Origin of the sequence: Maritalea sp. (assembly GCF_051251695.1) — a bacterium.
Lineage (GTDB): Bacteria > Pseudomonadota > Alphaproteobacteria > Rhizobiales > Devosiaceae > Maritalea.
The window spans coordinates 88,011-105,226 of sequence record NZ_JBPOEU010000001.1; the positions used below are offsets into that span (position 1 = coordinate 88,011).

General features: G+C 49.0%; 14 protein-coding genes. 6 read left to right on the forward strand and 8 right to left on the reverse strand.

The genetic code is table 11. The features are described 5' to 3' along the window. Window position 1: 1 nt before the first annotated feature. Together ACSHWX_RS00440 and dld are read left to right on the forward strand one after the other, a co-directional pair. Window positions 2-1,042 carry a serine hydrolase domain-containing protein gene (locus ACSHWX_RS00440; protein WP_435666197.1) on the forward strand — a complete coding sequence of 347 codons (1,041 nt, stop codon included), beginning with the start codon at window positions 2-4 and terminating at the stop codon, window positions 1,040-1,042. A gap of 47 nt (window positions 1,043-1,089) precedes the next feature. After that, window positions 1,090-2,787, forward strand: coding sequence for a D-lactate dehydrogenase (gene dld / locus ACSHWX_RS00445; protein ID WP_435666198.1), 1,698 nt, complete (start codon window positions 1,090-1,092; stop codon window positions 2,785-2,787). A gap of 117 nt (window positions 2,788-2,904) precedes the next feature. Here dld and ACSHWX_RS00450 read toward each other — a convergent pair whose 3' ends face one another. From ACSHWX_RS00450 to ACSHWX_RS00470, 5 genes are all read right to left on the reverse strand, one after another. Then, complete coding sequence (locus tag ACSHWX_RS00450) at window positions 2,905-4,950, reverse strand: HAMP domain-containing methyl-accepting chemotaxis protein (RefSeq protein ID WP_435666199.1); 2,046 nt, start codon at window positions 4,948-4,950, stop codon at window positions 2,905-2,907. 365 nt (window positions 4,951-5,315) lie between these two features. Further along, complete coding sequence (locus tag ACSHWX_RS00455; protein ID WP_435666200.1) at window positions 5,316-6,431, reverse strand: anhydro-N-acetylmuramic acid kinase; 1,116 nt, start codon at window positions 6,429-6,431, stop codon at window positions 5,316-5,318. Window positions 6,432-6,441: 10 nt separating this feature from the next. Further along, window positions 6,442-7,440, reverse strand: coding sequence for a serine hydrolase domain-containing protein (locus ACSHWX_RS00460; RefSeq protein WP_435666201.1), 999 nt, complete (start codon window positions 7,438-7,440; stop codon window positions 6,442-6,444). Then, window positions 7,437-8,384: an ABC transporter ATP-binding protein gene (locus tag ACSHWX_RS00465; protein WP_435666202.1), complete on the reverse strand. Its 948-nt coding sequence runs from the start codon at window positions 8,382-8,384 to the stop codon at window positions 7,437-7,439. The genes ACSHWX_RS00460 and ACSHWX_RS00465 overlap by 4 nt, the downstream gene beginning before the upstream one ends. After that, window positions 8,384-9,343, reverse strand: coding sequence for an ABC transporter ATP-binding protein (locus ACSHWX_RS00470; protein WP_435666203.1), 960 nt, complete (start codon window positions 9,341-9,343; stop codon window positions 8,384-8,386). Before ACSHWX_RS00470 ends, ACSHWX_RS00465 begins: the two co-directional genes overlap by 1 nt. A gap of 248 nt (window positions 9,344-9,591) precedes the next feature. Here ACSHWX_RS00470 and ACSHWX_RS00475 point away from each other — a divergent pair, with 248 nt between their 5' ends. The 4 genes from ACSHWX_RS00475 (at window position 9,592) to ACSHWX_RS00490 (ending at window position 13,775) form a co-directional block, all read left to right on the forward strand. After that, window positions 9,592-11,091 (forward strand): ABC transporter substrate-binding protein, encoded by a 1,500-nt coding sequence (locus ACSHWX_RS00475; protein ID WP_435666204.1) that lies wholly within the window; start codon window positions 9,592-9,594, stop codon window positions 11,089-11,091. Window positions 11,092-11,162: 71 nt separating this feature from the next. Then, window positions 11,163-12,119 carry an ABC transporter permease gene (locus ACSHWX_RS00480; RefSeq protein WP_435666205.1) on the forward strand — a complete coding sequence of 319 codons (957 nt, stop codon included), beginning with the start codon at window positions 11,163-11,165 and terminating at the stop codon, window positions 12,117-12,119. Window positions 12,120-12,247: 128 nt separating this feature from the next. Beyond that, a complete protein-coding gene (locus tag ACSHWX_RS00485; protein WP_435666206.1) occupies window positions 12,248-12,943 on the forward strand; it encodes an ABC transporter permease in 696 nt (231 codons plus the stop codon). Between the two features lie 10 nt (window positions 12,944-12,953). After that, window positions 12,954-13,775: a GntR family transcriptional regulator gene (locus ACSHWX_RS00490; RefSeq protein WP_435666207.1), complete on the forward strand. Its 822-nt coding sequence runs from the start codon at window positions 12,954-12,956 to the stop codon at window positions 13,773-13,775. 57 nt (window positions 13,776-13,832) lie between these two features. Here ACSHWX_RS00490 and ACSHWX_RS00495 read toward each other — a convergent pair whose 3' ends face one another. The 3 genes from ACSHWX_RS00495 to ACSHWX_RS00505 all read right to left on the reverse strand — a co-directional run bounded on the left by ACSHWX_RS00495 (window position 13,833) and on the right by ACSHWX_RS00505 (window position 16,936). Beyond that, on the reverse strand, window positions 13,833-15,728 hold the full coding sequence (locus tag ACSHWX_RS00495) for a CHASE domain-containing sensor histidine kinase (RefSeq protein ID WP_435666208.1): 1,896 nt from the start codon (window positions 15,726-15,728) through the stop codon (window positions 13,833-13,835). Window positions 15,729-15,789: 61 nt separating this feature from the next. Continuing rightward, window positions 15,790-16,233, reverse strand: coding sequence for a response regulator (locus ACSHWX_RS00500; protein WP_435666209.1), 444 nt, complete (start codon window positions 16,231-16,233; stop codon window positions 15,790-15,792). Between the two features lie 265 nt (window positions 16,234-16,498). After that, complete coding sequence (locus tag ACSHWX_RS00505) at window positions 16,499-16,936, reverse strand: response regulator (protein WP_435666210.1); 438 nt, start codon at window positions 16,934-16,936, stop codon at window positions 16,499-16,501. Between the last annotated feature and the right edge of the window lie 280 nt (window positions 16,937-17,216).

Genomic DNA, 17,216 nt, shown 5'->3' on the forward strand with positions numbered 1-17,216 from the left:
TATGTTACGCGACTTAGATGACTTAATCGGGAAGGCAATTGGCGAAAGAACCTTTCCGTCAATTGAAGTATTGGTGGCCACAGGCTCTTCAACACTGGCGCATGGTGTTTGGGGCAGCCCGACAAATAATGACGTTCCTTTGAAGTTCAACTCAGTTTTTGATGTTGCGTCTGTCACCAAGCCAGTTGCCACCGCTACGTTGTTGCGACAATTGATACGAGAAGGTGCTGTTTCGCTTTCCGACAAAGTAGCGCACTTTGTCCCCGCGTTTCTTGGTGACAACAAAGAAGATATCACCCTGGGCCAACTCGCATTTCATGTCTCTGGGCTTCCTGCGGATATGCCTTTGGCAAAAATGACAGACGATCGTGAAACAGCGCACCAACTCTTGATGGATGTCGCGCTTAGTCATGAACCTGGGGCGAAGATGATTTATTCTTGTTTGGGTTACATCCTACTTGGCGAAGTAATTGAACACGTCCTAAACGTTCCACTTGAGCGTGCTTTCAACAATTATGTCGCCAAACCGTTGGATCTAAAAGACACACTGTTTCGACCTCATACACGCAGGCATTTTGCTGAACGAATTGTGCCTACGGTTAAGCCAGACAACACCAACAACGCAAGAACTGGCGTGGTTCACGACAGCACTTCGCGTCTGCTTGGCGGCAACAAAGGCAATGCAGGCTTGTTCTCAACGGCCAAGGACTTGCATAAATTCGCCCTCGCCCTGCTCGAAGAGCAAGACACGCTTACATTTGAAAACGGCAACCCCAATCATCTAGTTGCTCGAACCTTGGGCTGGGAACTAAAAACTTCGGCTGAGGATGATTGTAGTTGCGGGCGCGCGTTCCCGATCAATTCGATTGGGCATACCGGGTTCACGGGCACCTCCCTATGGATCGATCCTGCATCAGAACTCATCGTCATCGCATTGAGCAATCGAACCTACTTTTCTCATCGAGAAAACTTACCTGCGATGAAAGACTTCAGATCGCAGTTACACGACCTTGCCGCCAAAACATTACTTGGTAATGTTTAGGCGGCCTCCTCCAGCTTTCCGCAATCGATTTTTAAGCAGGCGAAAAAGTGAATAATCAAGATTTGATCAATCAGCTCTCCAATGCAGTCGGCAAACGTCATGTTCTCACAAGCAAAGCGACGACCCGACGGTTTCTGACGGGATTTAGAACCGGTCAAGGACACGCCATAGCAGTTGTGCGGCCCGGCTCGCTTGTTGAAATGTGGAATACGCTGAAAGCCTGTGTGGCGGCGGATAAGATCGTAATTTTTCAAGCGGCAAATACCGGGCTGACCGGCGGATCGACACCAGACGGCCATTACGACAGAGATGTCGTGCTGATTAATACGCAAAGACTGCGCACCATTCATCCGCTTCATAACGGTCGGCAAATTGTCGCCCTACCTGGTGCAAGTTTGTTCGAGTTGGAGAAGTTGTTAAAGCCCTTAGGCCGCCAACCCCATTCAGTTATCGGCTCATCTTGCATTGGCGCTTCGGTTATCGGCGGTGTGTGCAACAATTCTGGCGGCGCTCTTGTGGAACGCGGCCCCGCATACACCGAAATGACTTTGTTTGCTCAAGTGACGTCTGAAGGCACATTGGAGCTGGTCAACCAGCTGGGCGTAGAACTTGGCGAAACGCCCGAAGAAATTTTGACAAATGTTGAAGCCGGAAACCTTTTAAACACGCATCAGCCCAATAATCAAAAAGCTTCTGACACTCAATATCCAAATATTGTACGAGACATATCGGCCCCAACCCCTGCCCGTTTTAACGCCGACAAACGTTGCCTACACGAAAGCGCCGGATGTGGCGGCAAACTTGCGGTGTTTGCTGTAAGGCTCGACACTTTTCCAACGCACAAACGCGATAAGACGTTTTATATAGGTACTAATGACCCATCCGATCTAACCAAAATTCGGCATTCAATCCTTGCAGAGTTCGAAAACCTGCCAATTAGCGCCGAATACATGCATCGCAATTGCTTTGACATAGCTGCAAAGTACGGCAAAGACACCGTGGTAATGATCGATAAGCTGGGGACAGATAAACTACCGGCATTTTTTGCACTGAAAGGCGCGATCGACGCGCGATTGAACAAGTTCGCAATTACTCATGGCTTCACTGACAAATTCATGCAGACGATTAGCGGTCTATGGCGTGATATTTTACCGCGAAGGCTATACAAATTTCGAGACCAATTCGAACATCACCTCATTTTAAAAATGTCTGATGACGGGATAGATGAAGCGGCTCAGCATTTACCAGAAATACTATCTGGCAAAGATGCCTCCTTTTTCGAGTGCGGCGAAAGAGAAGCTCAACTTGCTGCTCTCAACCGATTTGCGGCAGCAGGCGCGGCCATTCGATATGCTGCAATTCATCGCGATGAAGTTGAAGAAGTATTGGCACTAGACATTGCGCTGCCGCGAAACGCGCTAGACTGGTTTGAAAAGCTTCCGCCAGAAATCGCCGACAAACTTCATCACTGCCTTTATTATGGGCATTTCATGTGCCACGTTCTGCACCAAGACTATATTGTCAAAAAAGGAGAGGACCCTGCGGCCATCAAAGAAGCAATGCTTCAACTTTTAGATAAACGCGGCGCGGAATATCCTGCAGAGCACAATGTCGGTCACCAGTATGAAGCAAAACCAGATCTAGCCGCGTTTTATCGCACAATTGACCCAACCAACTCGCTAAATCCCGGTATAGGCAAAATGTCAAAACGTAAGCACTACGCGTCGTCAAATGCAGCGCAGTAACATGAGTTCATTTGATCTAGCTGCCGAGAAGACCTAACAATCCTTCGAGGTTTTATCACACAAATTTATGCAAATGGGCGCCCGTGCTGGACGCCCATTTTTGATCTGCGGCTATGCCTAAGCTGCCGCAACTTCGTCTAGGAATTTGTCCACTGTACCTTTAAGGACGGTAGACTGTTTGGACACACCTTCTGATGCGCTTAGTACTTGTGCGGCGCTTGTGTTGGTTTCATTTACCGAGGCCGAGACGATATCCAATGACCCGACAACCTGCTTTGTCCCATCAGCGGCTTGTGAAACTGCTTGTGCAATTTCTGCTGTGGCAGCGCCCTGCTCTTCTGCTGCGGAGGCAATGGATGCAGTGAAAGAGTTAACCTCAGCCATAGTGCGAACAATCTCCTGAATGGCTGACACCGCATCACCGGTAGATTCTTGTATGTCAGCGATTTGGTTTGAGATTTCTATCGTGGCGGTGGCCGTTTGATTTGCCAAGGACTTCACCTCTGTGGCAACGACTGCAAACCCCTTACCTGCTTCCCCAGCCCGCGCAGCCTCAATGGATGTGTTGAGTGCCAAAAGATTGGTCTGCTCTGCGATGTCTTGGATAAGGGATATAACGTCCCCGATTTTTTTTGCAGCGGTTGCTAAGTTTTCTACCTTATCGTTGGACGCATTAGCTGCGATATTTGCCGCACTGACCAAATTATTTGTTTTTGAAACTTGGCGGGAAATCTCTTCAATGGATGCAGCCAATTCCTCAGCTGCCGCGGCGACAGCCTGCACATTCTCAGACGCCATTTGGGACGCCCCCGCTGCTTCACTGGTTTGGCCTGACGTGTTGTTCGCGATAGTGGTGAGTGAATTCGCCGTCGCGCTCATTTCAGATGTATTTGTGGCCACAACATCCAACGTTGCGGTGACTGTGCCCCTAAATTGAGCAATCAGTTCTTCGATGTTGGTCTGCCGCGCATTGCGGGTCATCGCTTCCGCGGCGCTTTCCTTTTCCAGTCGAATTCGCTCAATGCCGTTTTGTTTGAATATCTCAACAGCTCGCGCCATATTCCCAATTTCGTCCGAACGATCACGCGAAGGAATTTCTACCGAAAGATCGCCATCGGATACGACTTTCATCGTTTCGGTCATTTCCACAATCGGCCCAGAAATTGCTCTGCCGGTGACGAATGCCAACAACGTACCGAATATCAAAGCAATAATCGAAGCAATGCTCGTCGTCATAACAGTTGTGTTGATTTCTTGTGTGGCTTGAGGTCCAAGCTCGTCTTGAAGTGCCTGACTTTCAAGCTTAAGGCGCTCCATTTCGTCGGCGAGCGCAGGGCCAATTTTGTCTAAGGTATTTTGAATTTGGTTGTTGCGCGCATTGATGATGGTCACTGTTTCATCAAATGCAGTTTCATAAGCATTCGCACTTTCTAGCACTGAATTGGCAAGTTTGCGCCGTGTCGGATTTTGAAGTTCGTTCAGCATTGCTTGTGCCAAGCGTTTAAACTCTGCTAGCTCCAGTTTTGCGCGATCCGCACTTTCTTGACTATTGTCGACCAAAAAGCGATTGGCATAAAGACGCGCAAGCAGCAAACTTCTCAAGTCAATACCAGCCATATAACTTGCTTTGGCGTCTGAAGCCGAAAACGCACTTTGCATAATTGATGTGAGGTCTTGTTCCGCTTGCGGACCCACCACGTTCATTTTTGCAACAAGTTCATTACGCTGTCGCACCAACTCTGTGACATTCGTGAATACAGTCTGATAAGTTTCAATCTGCAAATAGGCATCCGACATCGCCGCAAAGGCTTGCTCCCGCGCGAACAAATTTGAGCCTTCATTTATCAAGGCCTCGGTAGAGCTAATTCGATTTCGAACTTCCTCAGCAGCGGCATCCGAGTTATTCAGTATGAAGTCTTTGGCACCTAGTCTCGCCATCAATAAATTGGCCTGAATACGCCCTAAATGGTTGGTTTGCAGCGCGTAGCTGCGGTATTGTTTAAAGTTCTCATTCGCACCTGCAAGACCAAAATACGCTAGTGCTGCGACGACCACGAGAAAAGCCAAGATCATTCCTGAACCTAAACCAATTTTCATGCCAACCCTCATGTTTTTAAACGGGTTTTTCAACGAAACACTTGGCTCTTGTTCTATGCTTTTCATGATCGATAGCCTTCTCAAATGGACATAATTCAGAATGATGGTTGTGCGTTTTTGTGCGCGAAACGGCCATCAGAGCTTTAATAAATACATGAGACCGAAAGTATGGAATTCAGATGGTCACGGGTCATGTTCAACTGAGGTTATTGAATCAAAGAATTGATCGTTTGCCCCATCATATGTTTGATTAGTTTTGGTTAATCCCGGGTAACACAAGGCGTGTGTGTAAGTACCTATGCCCGGCGAGAATGATTAAATACAGCGCGACAACAACCAAGATCATAGATAGGCATTTGCCGAATTGTAGCGGCAAATTTGGTGGGGAATGGGAAGATAATTGTCGTGTTACAACAACCGTAAAGCGAACTCTATTTCGCGATACGGCCACCAACCATGGGTCGCGGAGCGCCTGTGGTGGTGGGGAAACTAATCGGCATTCCGCGCAATGTTCGCACAGCAAGCAAAGCAAAACATTCCGCCTCAACAGCATCACCACGCCAACCGTGATCTTCTGCAAATTCGACAGTACACCCCGTGCGCTGACCAAGTGCCTTCATCATCGCGGGGTTTTTTCGGCCCCCGCCACAAACCACGAGGCGTGAAGGTCGTTGAGGCAACAGATCAAGTGCCTTGCCAACTGCGGCAGCTGTAAATGCTGCAAGAGTTGCTGCACCGTCGGCATTGCACAATCCATCAACCATTTCTGGTCCGAAATCAAAACGGTCGAGCGATTTAGGAAACGCCGCATCAAGGTACGGATGGTCTAGCAGTTTTGAAAGTCGTTGTTCATCAACCTTGCCTGAAAGGGCCAATGCGCCGTCCTCGTCCATCACCCCAAGACCACGCGCTTTCATAAAATCATTGGTTGGCGCATTTGCGGGGCCGGTATCAAATGCAATCAACTGATCGGCACCGTCGGTCCAGGAGATGTTGGCGACACCTCCCAAATTGAGTATAGCCACATCTCCATTGGCCTCAATTCCGCGCAACAATGCAGCATGATAAATTGCGGAAAGTGGGGCGCCCTGTCCTCCGGCTTCTATATCAGCAGTTCTAAAATCATAAACGACTGGCACACCCAGATGGTTTTGCATCCGAGGACCATCCCCCAACTGACGCGTTCGCCCAATGCGACCCGGTTGCGGTGCGCGGTGTAATACGGTTTGTCCGTGAAACCCTACAGCGCCAATTTGTGACATCTTCATGCCTGCACTCTCAACCAGCGCCTTTACCGCTTGGGATTGCGCATCTGTTAGCAAGGCTTCAACTTTGGCGAAAATTGCAGGTTCCGGGCCATCAAAATTCCAGTCGCGCGCTTCAGCAAGCGCTTGGGAAAGCATCTCATTGATCTCATTGGGATAAGGCGCGAGTGTGTAGGGTCCGAATTCTGCGACACTTTCTCCGTCCGTGCGAATGAGCGCGACGTCAATGTTCCCGTCCAATACCGTCCCTGTCATGAGGCCCACGGACCAAATTGAAGCCATGTCTTGTTCCTTATGAACTTGTAACGAGGTCGCCAACTGCGCGTCGTAATTGTGCAATGCCGCTATCAAAATGGCGGGTGGGGTGAACGCGGTTGGTCAGTAATGTCCAACTCAGCCCTGCATCAAAATCCACCCATAAGCCCGTACCCGTAAAACCAGTGTGACCGATTGTATTTGTTGAACAATTGTCGCCACCAGACCAGCCAGCGTGAGGACGTTCAAATCCATGCGCCCGTGTTTCAGACAGTGGAGTACGCATCAGTTTTACCGCTGGGCTATGGGCGTCGCGCATCAGGTCAGCTGCAAAATCTAGGACTGCATTGGCAGTGCCAAATAGGCCCGCATGACCTGCGCCCTCTAGCGCGTAACAATTGTCGTCATGGACCTCACCGCACATCACTTTGTGCCGCCAGGTACAATCCTCAGTCGCTGCACTTTTCATGGGATCTGCGCTGAAAGAAAATCCTCTTGGAAGTTCTATTTCGCGGAGGCTGCAACCATAGAACCGTTCGAGTGCAAACCCTAACAGAATGAAATTGATGTCGGAATAGACCGGAGACCCATGTCGCCACTCGCACTGGAGAATAAAAGCGCGCAGCAATTCTGGATCACGTCCATATGTATAAATCGGCTCCACGGCCGGAAATGGAGTTTGATGCCCCAAGCACTGGCGAAATGTCACTTTTCGTTCCCACGCATTCGCATCATATTGCCTGAGATCAGGCAGTAGGCTGATCAGCGGCGTATCCAGATCAATGTGTCCGTCCACGGCAAGTGAAAGAATTTTGGGTGTTGTAAATATCACCTTGGTCAAGGATGCCAAGTCAAACCAAGTATCATCATGCATTGATCGAGCGGAAGGCACAGTTTGCGCCTGGCCTTCAGAAATGATCGCTCGATCACCTTCGTTGGTAAAGACGGCTAAAACACCACCGGGAATGCGCCCTGCTTGAATGGCGTCGGATACAGGCGCGAACGCTTTTCGAACGATATGTGCTGCGTCCATCATTGCTTAAACAGGTGGCATGCCACCTCTCCTTTTGCGCCCACGTCACCAACGCCCAATTCGGGTCGAATGGACGAGCACACATCCATAACTTTTGGGCACCTTGTGTGAAAGGCACATCCTGACGGTGGATTAGATGGATCGGGCACTTCGCCGCCCAAATTGGTGCGGGAGCGTTTGTCTCCGACCCGAGGAATGGCAGATAACAGCGACTGAGTGTATGGGTGTTGTGGGCGCGCCATCACTTCTTCGGTTTCGCCAATTTCGACAATTCGCCCCAAATACATAACCGCAATTCGATCACTCACATGGCGGATCACAGAAAGATCATGGCTGATAAAGATGATTGAGAGATTGAGCCGTTTTTGCAGGCTTGCAATCAAATTGATGATCTGACTTTGAATGGAAACATCAAGCGCAGAAACTGCTTCGTCGGCAACAATCAGTTTGGGGTCCAGCGCAAGCGCACGTGCAATAGCAATGCGTTGCCGCTGCCCTCCGGAAAACTCATGCGGATATCGGTCAATTGAACTTTGCGGCAACCCAACGATATCCAACAGGCCTTTGACCTTTTCCAAGCGCTCGGCGCGTGTGCCAATTTTGTGAACATCAAGCGGTTCACCAATCAGCTGTCCGACCTTATGGCGCGGGTTGAGCGACCCGAAGGGGTCTTGAAAAATGATTTGAAGTTCACGGCGAATTTCTTTGAGCTGTTTACGATTAAGCTCAACGATATCGCGACCCTCGACGATAACTTCGCCAGCACTGGGCTCAATCAACCTCAGAATTGAGCGTCCTAATGTGGATTTCCCGCAACCAGACTCGCCCACGACGCCCAAAACTTCACCATCTTCAACGTTGAACGAAACGTCGGAAACCGCCTGAACGGTAGCCCCTTTTGGCCCGGGGAATGTTTTTGATAGGTTCTTAACTTCAAGTAGTGCCATTAGACTGGGTTCCAACAACGTAATCGGTGGGCTTCATCGCTCAATTCCGGCATTTTTGTTTTGCATATTTCAACTGCGGCGGTGCAACGCGGGTGAAATGCACAACCGTCAGGCCGGTCACCGGGCGGTGGCACAGTACCGGGAATTGCTGGCAACTCAGTGCCGGGTGGGTTGGCGGCAGGAATAGTTCGCAAAAGCGCCTCTGTATATCGATGACGCGGTTTAGAAAACAACTCAGCTGCAGGAGCCTCTTCCACCACGCGTCCCCCGTACATCACGGCAACACGCGCACAATATTGCGAAACAACACCTAGATCATGGGTGATGAGCAAAACTGCCATCCCCATCTCGCGTCGCAAATCTTCAAGGAGCTCAAGAATTTGTGCCTGCACTGTCACATCAAGGGCGGTAGTCGGTTCGTCGGCAATCAGCAATTCAGGATCACAAGCCAGCGCAATTGCAATCATTGCCCTTTGCCTTTGTCCGCCAGACATTTGATGCGGGTACTTCAATGCAGCTTGTTCTGGGGCAGGAATGCCAACTCTTTCGAGCAGTTCAATCGTGCGCTTTTTTGCTGCAGACTTGTCTGGACCAAGGTGCAACAAAATCACTTCAGTTATCTGGTCTCCAATAGTGAAAACCGGGTTGAGCGACGTCATCGGCTCTTGAAAGATCATGGCAATTCTATTGCCGCGCAACGCTTCAAGCTCATGTTCAGATTTGGACAAAATGTCCTCACCGTCGAAGTGGATTTTTCCTTTTCGAATGTGCATTGGCGGTTCATCCAAAAGCCGTGCGATCGCTAATGCCGTCACCGACTTCCCGCAACCAGACTCGCCGACCAGTCCCAGCATTTCACCCGGATTTACCGAAAGAGACACCCCTTCAATGACCGGACGGGAGCCGACATCGATACAAAGATCTTCAATGGTTAGTAGCGGTGTTTGAGTCAAACTCATCTCCCAATTCGCACGCCTTCACACGCGCACATACGTCGCATTATACGCACTTATCGACCGAATGCATGAAACTGAATATGTGAATCGCATCCCTCTTGTCACAATCAAAATAATACCATATCGTCGATATTGTCCAGAGTGGTCTTAGATTGGATATATAAAGCGGGAGTAAATTACCTTCTCGCCCAAACAGACGCCTCGGACTAAACCGATGTCCAGCATCGGACGCAGAAACCACAGGAGGCAACATGTCTGTCAAAAAACTTGGACTTGCATTAACCGCTTCGGCCATTTTAGTCGGAAGCGCCACGGCCGCGACGCTCAACGTTGCGATTGACTCATCACCCGCGGGACTTGATCCGCACCTCATCACTGCATTCAACTCTGTCGTCATTGTGCAAGGTAATGTCTATGAAGGACTTACCGATATCGACGCTGGTTTGAATGTTGTACCTGACCTCGCAGCATCTTGGGAAATCTCCCCTGACAATTTGAGCTACACATTCAAGCTGCATTCTGGCGTCACCTTCCACGACGGTTCGGCAATGGACGCAGAAGATGTTGCAGCCTCAATCCGTCGCGTACAGGCTGAAGCAACAGCGTCGCCAAAAGCGGCCAGCGTTATGCCGATCACTGGCATCGAGATTATTGACCCGCTCACTGTAAAACTTTCGTTGGATGCGCCATTCGCGCCGATCCTGTCTTCTCTCGCAACCATTGCTATTGTACCTGCAGAATTGGAAGCCGACGTTGAAGCGCTGCAGCAAACACCTGTTGGCACTGGTCCATTCAAGTTTGTTGAATGGCTACCAAACAACGAAATCACGCTGACAAAATTCGATGGTTATCGTGAAGCTGGCTTGCCAAAATTGGATGGCGTAACATTCAAATTTGTGCCTGAAGCCTCAACCCGCCAAGTCGGACTTACAAGTGGCGACTATGGCATACTACCTGGTATTGACCCTGCAACTGCGTTGCAATTGAAAGCACAGCCTGGTGTTGAACTTTATGACACGCTCAACGTTTCTTATACGCTGCTCGGGATGAACGTTACCCGTGAACCACTTGGCAATGCCAAGGTTCGCGAAGCGATCAACATGCTATTGAACCGCGAAGAAATCATCGCTGGCGCGTTGTTTGGCGCAGGCGTACCGGGTGGACCTCTGTCACCCGCTTTGACCGGTTGGGCTTTAGATACCAGCGAGTTTGCGTGCTACACAACCAATGTAGATGGCGCAAAGGCTCTGTTGGCAGAAGCTGGCATTGAAACACCTATCAAGCTGTCGATCTTAGTGCTTCCACGTCAGGATGCTCGCGACATTTCTCAAGTCATCCAGCAGCAGTTAGTAGCCGGTGGTATTGAAGTTGAGTTGGTGAACAAAGAAATCGGTGAGTTCGTACAAGATTGGCGCAACTCAGACTTTGACATGTTCGTTTCAGCCAATGGTGGCAATCCAGATCCGGACCAGTATTTCTTCAGAACATTCCGCTCTGGTGGGCCAACAAATGTGTTCAAATATGCGAATGCAGATATGGACGCATTGCTGGATACTGGTCGGACTGAGACTGACATAGCAAAGCGTAAAGAAGCCTATGATGCGGCTCAACGCACTTTGGCTTGCCAAGGTCCAGTTGCACACCTCGCTTATGGCAATCTGTTTACAGCTGTGAACGCCAAAGTTAAGGGCTTCGAGATTTACCCAACAGGTAGATTGACCAGCTTGGTCAACGTCAGCATAGACGAATAATCCACAACTTCGCGGCGCCCCAATGTGCGGGCGTCGCATACTCATCAGGCAATTTGAAACGGTCAAAACCCATGCGCGCTACACTCGGCCCGATCACAAACCGATTGATCGACCTCGCAGTCGTTTTACTAGGTGTCTCGATCATCGTGTTTTTGATGATCCGACTCATCCCCGGTGACGCGATCGCCATTATGTTGGGCGCGAATACCGAAATTACACCGGGACGCATTGCCGAACTTGAGGCGCGGCTTGGTTTAGATCAACCCATCTACATTCAGTACTTCAATTGGATCGCGGGCGCGGTCCAAGGCGATTTTGGCACATCTATCTGGACAGGCCGTCCAGTGATGGCAGAAATCAGCGCAAACATCTGGCCTACGCTTGAACTAACTTTCCTGTCTGTTTTAGTCGGTGCAGGTCTTTCAATTCCCATCGGCTGCTTTATGGCGGAAGCGCGCGGCAAAAACTCCGAAGTCGCCGTAAGGGTTGTTGCAATCGCAGGGCTAACCATTCCATCCTTTTGGCTTGGCATTGTGTCGATCTTCGCGGTTTCCAAATTGTTGCCCGGGGTCTCGACACTCGGCTACGTTCCGTTTAGCGAAGACCCATTGGGAAATTTACAGCGCATGGCGCTGCCTGTGCTCGCCCTTAGTTTGCCTATGCTCGCCAACCTTTCCCGCTTGGTGCGCTCCGCAATGCTCGACGCGCTTGGTCAGGATTATATCCGCACAGCGCGCGCGAAAGGCGTTCCTCGCCGCAATTTGGTCTACAAACACGCGCTTCGCAACGCACTGATCCCCTTTGTCACAAGCGTCGGCGTCGCGACAGGCTACCTCTTAGGCGGAGCAATCGTCGTTGAGCAAGTATTCGCCATTCCGGGTCTAGGCCGTTTGGTTCTTGGTGCAATTGCAGAGCGCAACTATCCGCTGGTGCAGGCTTCAATTCTTGTCATGACCACCTCATTTGTGATGGTCAATTTCCTCGTAGATATACTTTATGCCTTCATTGATCCGAGGGTTTCACAATGAAGAAATTTCTTACTCAGAACAAACTCCTCAGCTTCGCAATGATATTTGTCACCCTTCAACTATTCCTGGCGGCCTTTGCTCCCTTTTTAGGCTTCCAGGACCCCTTCCAACAGGTGATGATACAGCGAATGAAACCGCCCGGCGCGCTGAACTTTTTGGGCACCGATCAGCTGGGGCGTGACGTGCTATCGCGTATTGTTTACGGATATCGCACGTCACTCGTTACTTGTCTTTCGGCCGTTGGGATTTCGCTCGCGATTGGCGGATTGCTAGGCATGTTGGCCGCATACTATCGCGGTTGGTTTGATCGCATTGTAATGCGCATCATGGATATTTTGTTCGCGTTCCCGATCCTACTTTTAGCAATTGGTGTTATTGCGGTGATTGGACCAAGTACTTGGGGCGCTGCGATTGCCATCGCCATTGTTTATACGCCAATTTTTGCGCGGCTTTTGCGGGGCCCTTCCCTTGTGATCGTTGAAAGCGAATACGTGATGGGTGCTCGGGCTATTGGCGCTACAGATATGCGCATTATTTTTTCGCACCTACTTCCCAATCTAGCTTCCGTCATTTTGGTTCAAGCAAGTCTTTTACTATCGGCTGCCATTTTGGTTGAAGCGTCACTTTCATTTTTGGGGCTCGGCGCGCAACCCCCAACGCCATCGCTTGGGTTGATGTTGTCAGAAGGGCGCAACTTCTTGCTGCTGTCGCCGTGGCCAGCCATTTTTGCAGGCTTTGCAATTCTGTTTTTGTCGTTCGGGTTCAACCTGCTGGGCGACGCATTGCGCGATACACTCGATCCGCGCCTGCGAACTGAGAACTAGGAACAAATTCATGGCAAGCAAAACGCGTTCCCTTTCGGGCAAAAACAAAACATCACCCCCTTCTCGCCATACGGCTCAGGTGGGGGAAGTCTTAATCGACGAAATTATGGCCCGACTTCAACGCACCAGTCGAACTGCAGACCCGCTTTATCGACAATTGGCCTTCACCATCCGAGAGCTGATCGAATCTGGGTCTTTGCGGGGGGGCGAAGCTCTCCCTTCGGAACGTGACATGGTCAAGGCGACGGGCCTATCGCGCATCACTGTGCGCAAGGCCATTGAAGAGTTGCTTGGCGACGGGCTGATTTCCAAACAGCATGGCGTGGGCACTTTCGTGTCGCCGCAAATTGATCAGCCTTTGTCCATTCTACTCGGGTTTACCGCAGACATGCAGCGCCGCGGCGCGACGTCCAGCTCAGTCTTGCTGAGCAAGGCCGTCGGGCTGCCAGACTCGTCTGAAGTTTTAAAGCTGGGCATTTCCCCCGGCGAACAGGTCTTACGACTCTCCCGGGTGCGCCTTTCAGAAGGCGAACCACTCGCGATTGAAAACGCTACCGTACCGCTGTTTGCTGCTGGTCCGGATGCTCTGGGCGAGTCTTTATATGACGCATTGGAAGAAAGCGGCCACAAACCGGTGCGTGCGTTACAACGCCTAAATGCCGCCGTTGCGAATGACGAAGAAGCCGCCCTGCTTAAAATTTCACCCGGCGACCCGGTGCTTCATATTGAACGCCGATCATTTCTTGCGAACGGGCGTCCCATTGAGGTCACCACATCTGCATATCGAGGTGATCGCTACGACTTCATCGCGGAGCTATCAATTGATCAATGATTTACACATGGCATCATCCGGCACATCGTTGGAGCGATATTTATGTCAGCCCAAAGACTAGACCGCGGATGCCTTTAGCGGCGCAACGTCATTTATCTCTAGGTCAAGTTCAGCGCTTGGCAGTGTGAACAATATTTCTGTGCCAATCTCGCGATCCTGATTGATCCAGATTTCAGTACCCAGATCTCCAATGATCCGCTTGCAGACAGCAAGCCCGACGCCTGTCCCTGCAAACTCTTCTTCGTTATGCAATCTGGCAAACATATTGAACACTTTGTGTGCGTGCTCTGGATCAATGCCTATTCCATTGTCCGCAACAGACATTTGCACAACACCGTCCTTCAAGATTTCACACGAAACAACTACCTCCTTGTTTTCCTTATCGGAAAACTTCAGAGCATTGCCGATCAGGTTTAAAAGTACATGCTGTAAAAGCAGGCCGTCGCATCTTGCATAAAGCGGATCTGGAAGATCTACGATTACATTGGCACCACCAATGTCGGGCTGCAAAGTATCGATCGCCATCGTTACCAAAGCGCCAATGTCCGTGACTTCATTTTGCAGCGAACTACCGCCTGATGTCGTATAGCGGTGCAACGCATCCAACATATCACGCATTCTAATTGTTCCCGCCCTCACACGGCGCAAGATTTCGGTTCCTTCACCGTCAATGTTCTCACTATACTCATCTTGAATTATGTGAATAAAGGATTCTATGCGTTTGAGCGGCGCGCGCAGATCATGTGCAATTATTGATGCAAACTGCGTGAGATCATCATTTGCCAGTTCTAGTCTCTTGTTTGTATTTTGCGCCTCTCGTCTCAGATTTATTTCGGTCTCTCTGGATTCTTCAGCAACTTCTTTGGCCAATCTCAATTCAGCAGTCATCTTGGATGCGAGTTTTTGCGCTTCCTCGCCTTTGCGAGAAAGCGACCAAATCGCCATAAAGATGAGTATGTTTATAATGCCCCCGCCAATGGCAATAACATAAGGCTGACTTTGTTCTGTGTTTGAAACAAGAGAACTTTTGCTGGAAAACTCCAACAACCAAGTACGGGCCCCCGTAACCAATTGTACCGTCGAGAATTGTGGCCGATCCCGCCAATTCTGAATATCCTTGTATATACCATCACTCGAATAAAGAAGGTTTTCTTCGCTTGGCATAGCGGCGTCATATATCCGAAAGTCAATATCGGTATTTCTGCTGTTTAAGATGCCTTCCATCAGGTCTTCAGCCCTAAATGCACTATATACATACCCAAGAATTGCAGCACGCCTATCCGCTTCGGTTTCCACCGCCATACCGTTTTTGTATACTGGGGCGTACATCAAAAACCCGTTTTGAACATCGTCGCCATTTTCCTGAACAAGTGTGACCATTCCAGACAGTGCTGGCTCTCCGCCGTCACGCGCAGCCGCCATCGCCTCGCGACGGACAGGGTTTGACCACATGTCATAGCCAAATGCCCGTTGATTGCGCGCATCAAATGGCTCCAAAAAGACAATCGCCGAATAAAGATCTCTGGCACCTTCAGGCTTTATCGCAAACTCAGGAAACCCTTCTTCACGAATTTTAGTCTCTATAGCGTCTTTTTCTTCGGGTTCAACGAAAATCGAATATCCATATCCCTGCGAACCCTTGGCATATTTATCTTGCCTAAGAACTCTAACGAACGTGTCCCACTCGTTTCTGGTCACCTCCGCAGAAGAAACCATAAATCCGACGCCCGCCAAAAGAATGGATTCTTGCGCGAGCATACGGCTGGAAATTACCTCGCGAACATCTGCTGCTCTAAAATCAAATCGCTCCTCAGCAGTGTGTACAATTCGGTCGTTCGAAACCCAAGATGCCAGGGCTGTAATTGCGACTGAAAATGCAAGAATGCCCCACGCTGAAGGCGAAGAGCGCAGCTTATTCAAAGCCTTTAGATATCCAGGGAACGAATTCGACATGTTAATTTAGCCCGCCATTAGATTAATAAAGAAATCGTCGTTAAAGCACTGAACAATTAAGCTACATGAGAAGACGTTTTTTCACACGAGGCACACCTGAAAGTGCCGCGAAAAACTCTTCGGATGTAAATGGCTTCACAATATATCCATCGCTCCCGAGCTCCATCGCTTCAAAAATGTCAGCCTCATCATCAGATGCAGAAAACATAATCACAGGAACACTTCCAAAATCGGGATGTTTTCTGATTTTTCGCAGCAACTCAAAGCCGTTGGTTCGCGGCATGTTTACATCCAGCAAAATCATAAAACTGGATTTTTCAACACCGATCTTAACTAACTCGTTAAGAGAGTCGAACAGTTTTTCGGGGTGTCGTTCAGATACAAACCGATTGACAATTCCCTCGCGACGCACTTTTCGACGCGTCAGGAATATTTCATCGACATTGTCGTCAACCATAACAAAGGTTGTTTCAGAAAGTTCGTCAGCAGCAGTCGCATGTTTCATGTCGCTCGTCGCCTCATGTCAGGTTTACAAACGGAGTTTCAATCCGCTTTCAGACGAACAGTGTGCCTATCGAAAATATAAAATTTCCTAATAAAAGCGAACTATTACATTAGGCATGCGTTAAATATAAAAATGGAAATTCATCAGCAAGTTCAACAATGTTTGTCGAAACACACTAAAAATGGAGCCCGTCCTGTATCAAACAGACGAGTTCTAAACTCAAAATTTTGCAAAAGCGCTTCACCTGAATCTCATAATCTTGAATTTATGCCGACATAAATTTTGCGAGATTTGGATTTTCAGCACAGGACTTAAAAAACGCGGCTGGATCGATTGGCTTACTTAAGTAACCATCACTTCCAAGCTCTGCGGCCTTGGTTTTGTCAGATTCAGCATGAGAACTTGAATACATAAACACTGGAATATCAGCAAATTCTGGATGATCACGAACTTTGCGCAAAGTCTCAAACCCATCTTGTCGAGGCATATTGATGTCCATCAAGATGACAATCCTGTCTAGCTCATCCTCATCCGTTGCAAGGGTTTCCAACAGATTTATTAGATTAGGAGAGTTCCGCTCAGCAATAAAATCACCAACAACGCACGATTTGATAATCGAACGTTGTGTCAAAAAAATCTCATCAACATTGTCGTCAACAAGAACGACTTTAATTTGCGACATATTCACGGTTGTGAATCCCACTCCAACTTTCCCATTTCAATTCTCATAATACTCGCAACACATTAAATCTACCAGACCCAACACGCGCAATACGTGTTAATACATTGGTAACTATTTAGTATAAATCCGAGTGAAAATAATTTCTTGAGAATCAAAACATACTGCAACAACAATAACAAGAAAATTCTGGCTACGATATAAAACTGACCATCACCATACGACGAAATTATGATTGTTTACTTAATAAGGTTTCGTTGTTCACATATATGTGAATAACGGGACCAGCAATACTGTCAGTTTG

Excerpts from the sequence above, each read along its gene's own strand:
- ACSHWX_RS00440 (WP_435666197.1), top strand. The coding sequence starts at position 2 with ATGTTACGCGACTTAGATGACTTAATCGGGAAGGCAATTGGCGAAAGA.
- ACSHWX_RS00450 (WP_435666199.1), bottom strand. The coding sequence starts at position 4,950 with ATGAAAAGCATAGAACAAGAGCCAAGTGTTTCGTTGAAAAACCCGTTT.
- ACSHWX_RS00455 (WP_435666200.1), bottom strand. The coding sequence starts at position 6,431 with ATGGCTTCAATTTGGTCCGTGGGCCTCATGACAGGGACGGTATTGGAC.
- ACSHWX_RS00460 (WP_435666201.1), bottom strand. The coding sequence starts at position 7,440 with ATGATGGACGCAGCACATATCGTTCGAAAAGCGTTCGCGCCTGTATCC.
- ACSHWX_RS00465 (WP_435666202.1), bottom strand. The coding sequence starts at position 8,384 with ATGGCACTACTTGAAGTTAAGAACCTATCAAAAACATTCCCCGGGCCA.
- ACSHWX_RS00470 (WP_435666203.1), bottom strand. The coding sequence starts at position 9,343 with ATGAGTTTGACTCAAACACCGCTACTAACCATTGAAGATCTTTGTATC.
- ACSHWX_RS00475 (WP_435666204.1), top strand. The coding sequence starts at position 9,592 with ATGTCTGTCAAAAAACTTGGACTTGCATTAACCGCTTCGGCCATTTTA.
- ACSHWX_RS00480 (WP_435666205.1), top strand. The coding sequence starts at position 11,163 with ATGCGCGCTACACTCGGCCCGATCACAAACCGATTGATCGACCTCGCA.
- ACSHWX_RS00485 (WP_435666206.1), top strand. The coding sequence starts at position 12,248 with ATGAAACCGCCCGGCGCGCTGAACTTTTTGGGCACCGATCAGCTGGGG.
- ACSHWX_RS00490 (WP_435666207.1), top strand. The coding sequence starts at position 12,954 with ATGGCAAGCAAAACGCGTTCCCTTTCGGGCAAAAACAAAACATCACCC.
- ACSHWX_RS00495 (WP_435666208.1), bottom strand. The coding sequence starts at position 15,728 with ATGTCGAATTCGTTCCCTGGATATCTAAAGGCTTTGAATAAGCTGCGC.
- ACSHWX_RS00500 (WP_435666209.1), bottom strand. The coding sequence starts at position 16,233 with ATGAAACATGCGACTGCTGCTGACGAACTTTCTGAAACAACCTTTGTT.